The sequence below is a fragment of the Sulfobacillus sp. TH-112 genome (assembly GCF_057473405.1).
In genome coordinates this window covers 1-3,800 of the sequence record NZ_JBYCKN010000024.1, presented here as the reverse complement: position 1 = coordinate 3,800, position 3,800 = coordinate 1, and the positions used below count along the sequence as shown (strand labels likewise).

Here is a 3,800-nt window from a genome sequence, read left to right as displayed (position 1 = left end):
TTGACCCGTTCCCATGCCGAACACGGTCGTCCCCCTCGCGTACGCTGAGACTACTGGTCCCGCAGGGGACTGGGATCATCAGGCCGTGCCGACCCATATTATTTTAAGAAAATATCGTACAAAGTGCCCTCGCGATGGGGGCTTTTTTTTGTTATCGTTACCACCTAACGAATCGACTATACAGAGTTTACCCATCGACTAGGTATTGCATGCTGCGCGCATCTCGAGATAGGCACTCATAGATTCCTCTTCCTCTATTTTCATCAGGGATTGACCAAATAGGAGGCCATGGCAGAGCGGTATGTCAGTATTCCCCTCATGATGGCTAACTTTTCTACGAGATAGAGCGCGGAGTTTGTATCGATTTCGAAAGTCGCGTGATATGGTCCATAGCGTGGGAATCTAAAAAATCCCCATAGCGGAGTTTGTTAGGTCGGGTGAAGAGGGGCAGTCAGCAAAAAGGACCCCTAAAGAAAGGCCTCGCGATTGTACCGCTTGCCGCGCGGCTTCGGTCTCTCTGGCATGCTTTCATACAATTAAGGAGAGTAGAATTTCGCGATGCGGGGGCCATCCTCGCCAAGGAAATGGGGCATGGTGATAGACGAGGAAAGATTACGCTGGTGTACTGCTCGAGGGTTGAAGAACGCTAAAATGGGCAACGTGGTATAAGCGGCGACCATCGTTGGAGAAAGTTATGACCACGTCTGCCCGCAATACGCGCAACGTTCCAAGGTGCGGATCGAGTTGAAGACCCCACACTGGCTGCATAAAAAATGTCTGAATTTACCCATTTGATTCTTTGTCTCGTGACATTCTGGACAGTGCTCCACACCAACGTTGCTGTACATCTGATACCATCGCAAAAGTCGACGATTCGTTTGCCATGATGGAATTTCTCCTTCTTATTACTTCCAAGCTTCCGGCATGCTTTGCTATTCGGAAGCTTGTCCCCTTTGATTGCAATATTTATAGCAGAAGAATGTCCGAAAGAAAGACCGAAGGAGTAATGAACTGGATCCCTTTGTAGACGTCGCCCAAAGGGAAGTCACTTTTGTCATCGGTAATCACGTATTGGGCTTCTCCCGCAACGGCTGTGGCTAAAATAGGATGATCCCAAGGATCCTTAATTTTGTCCCAATAAGGCCAGGGGACAGCGCTGGAAACCATGGTCCAATATGGTTCAAGCAACTTCATCATTTTTTTGGAGCTTTCGGAGCATTTGTGTCGCTCGCCTTCTGAAAGCCCTTTTTTTTAGCCCAGTTCCATGTGAGTACAGGATATAATTCTCCAATAATCTAAGGAGACCAGATAGGGGTAAACAGCTCTAATTGTGCGGCGGAATAGAGGTTGTTTCGAATGTGATATGAAACAAGGGCATTCGTGTCACAAACGGCACGAATTGAGACGAGGGTTTCTGCCATATCGGATACCTACCGAGACGCCCGCTTCTCAGCATTCCTTTCCTATGAATCGATATCCGTCAAACGTGCCATCCTAATCATGTTTCGCATTTCAGGTACTCTCCGCCATTGCGACCACGCCTGGTCGCTGACTACCGTACGCCCCTTAACGCTCTTGAGTTCGATGTTGTGTTTGGCCGCTAAGATTTCGATAAGACGCGGGGACCCCCCCCGAGATTGGCAGCGACCGACGGTACGTTACGATAAACATGGAGCGCGCGAGGCTTTTGAGAAGGCTTGCGAACCACAATGCGTCCCTTTGAATCGCGTGTCAATTGGATATCACGGTTTGCCAGGCATGCCTTCTTGGCGTGCTCTGCCACTGTGGTTCCTCCTTTCTCATATGCGTAACTTCTGCTTTTTAAATCATACCCCAATGTGGCAACTCCACTCATTGTGGGACATTTTGGTCCAGCGTGTTTAGTTCAAGAAAAACAGTATACGGTCAACTGTCAGTGGTGAAAGCCCGATGAGTCGTGTGATGGCTGTTGTGAATCAAAAAGGCGGTGTGGCGAAAATTACCACCGGGGCCAATCTCGGGGGCGCGTTGGCTCAAGCAGGACAACGTGTTCTGTTAATCGATAGTGACCTGCAGGGATGATTCCCATTAGTCTCGGCCAAGATCCCGGTGCGCTACGTGGTCCTATGCTGTACGAGGCCATGGTTTTGGCGGAGGAAGGGGTCCACAAGGACCTGAAGGACGTTATTTTAGCTGACTAGCAAGGCGTGGACTTGATTCCCGTAAATTTAGATCTAGCGACCGCTGAGATTGATTTGAATGCCCAATATGCTCGGGAATATGCTCTGTTACGTTTGTTGGCGCCCATACGGGATGCCTACGACGCCATTCTGATTGATTGCCAGCCACAACTGGGCATTCTCACCATCAATGCGTTGGTGGCGGCCGACGGCGTACTGGTATTGGCCACTAACTATCTCTCCCTCCGACGCCTCCAACTGCTCTTACGTACCGTGCGGCTTGTGCAATCTCGATTGAATGCGAGTCTGCGGATTGAAGGCCTGTTGCCGACGCGCTACGACCGTCGCACAAGCCATCACCAAGAAGCGTTGCAGGAAGTGCGTCGGGTCTTCGGTCCTCAGAACATCCGCGTCTTTGATACCGTGATTCCGCGGAGTGTGCGCTTTGAAGAGTCCCCGATTCTTCGTACTTCTGGAGCAATTAGAAGAGTGTGCTGTGGCGAGTTACATCTTGGGGCATGTTATCCAATGGGGGACCATTGCGTTTGTTGGTGGTTCAGTGTTGGGCTTTACGGCGGCATCGCTGTACCTGTTATTCTCCCGGAACCGTAGCGTTAGTGATCGAGGTTGATGGCCGAAAAGCTCGGAACGGTATAGGACTTCTGTTGATTTGATTTTTATTTAAGTGTTAGGAAGTTAATCACCTGGATTCGGGGGCGATAGCGTAGTAGCGTCTGCGCTTGACCATGGTTCGTAGGGGCCGCCGTCGGAGGTTCCCAACCAGCGGCAGGGGAGCATGCCGTCAATACGAACCGCATATTTCCACATGGGTCGGTCGTGCTGAGAACGGAAGATTGAGCCAAGAAACGAGGAAATCCAACCAGAGTTTTCACATAGCCTTTTATTTTGTTTACAGATTGATTAGGCTCGCCTTTGACTCCATTCGTTGGGAAGGCGCCTTCAAAATGCATAGCGCTATCCGAACGTAAAGAGTGACCTAATTGATGTCGGCCACGGGATGTTAATTTGGTGGGATGGGCCAAATTGAGGTTCTGATTTCGGATGTTCAAGAGAGATGTCTTATCGGGCCGGGAGGTCACGTCACATCGCTTCATAAATAAAAGTTGTATCGCTTGTGAGATTCTGCATAAAAGGGTCCCAGGGCGAGTGCTTTAGGTGGTGCGATTTTTCGGAGAACGTTGTCGACATGTCATGGGCATGAGCCACTAGATGGTATGGAAATCACACTCATCGGTGCGATGAGATGCCTATTGGAACGGTGCCGATCGTATTTATCATAGGGAGAGAGGCGGTCCGCTGGCAGCGTGTTGAGTCTATGTTACTGAAGTGGGAGCGTCTGGGGTACAGGTTCGGGGAAAGCCGTCGAAAATACATTTGAATTTATATCAATTTGTTGTGATTTACTAGTTGCATAACCCCGATCAAACGTGCATAATAGCAAAGTTGCTTTGAGGTCGAGTGTGAAGTTACGACGTAAATAAATTCCACTAGACAGTAACGATTCGACAAGGTATAATAAATTTTGCTGTCGCAAGACAGTCTCGGTCCTTGAAAACTATATCATCATGCCACGCAAGATGAAGTACAAGAACGACCAACGATTGAACAGAGTCATGGAGA

Annotated in this window: 3 protein-coding genes; 2 read left to right on the top strand and 1 reads right to left on the bottom strand. The window is 49.3% G+C overall.

Going from position 1 to position 3,800, the window contains the following annotated elements:
* Positions 1 to 966: 966 nt before the first annotated feature.
* A complete protein-coding gene (locus ACOJWD_RS01640; RefSeq protein WP_486991482.1) occupies positions 967 to 1,197 on the bottom strand; it encodes a hypothetical protein in 231 nt (76 codons plus the stop codon).
* Positions 1,198 to 1,929: 732 nt separating this feature from the next.
* Between ACOJWD_RS01640 and ACOJWD_RS01635 the strand changes: the two genes are divergently transcribed.
* Together ACOJWD_RS01635 and ACOJWD_RS01630 are read left to right on the top strand one after the other, a co-directional pair.
* Positions 1,930 to 2,061, top strand: coding sequence for a ParA family protein (locus ACOJWD_RS01635; RefSeq protein WP_486991481.1), 132 nt, complete (start codon positions 1,930 to 1,932; stop codon positions 2,059 to 2,061).
* 131 nt (positions 2,062 to 2,192) lie between these two features.
* Positions 2,193 to 2,771, top strand: coding sequence for a ParA family protein (locus tag ACOJWD_RS01630; protein WP_486991480.1), 579 nt, complete (start codon positions 2,193 to 2,195; stop codon positions 2,769 to 2,771).
* Positions 2,772 to 3,800 lie beyond the last annotated feature (1,029 nt).

Coding starts and splice junctions, on each gene's coding strand:
- ACOJWD_RS01640 (WP_486991482.1), bottom strand. CDS start 1,197: ATGATGAAGTTGCTTGAACCATATTGGACCATGGTTTCCAGCGCTGTC.
- ACOJWD_RS01635 (WP_486991481.1), top strand. CDS start 1,930: ATGAGTCGTGTGATGGCTGTTGTGAATCAAAAAGGCGGTGTGGCGAAA.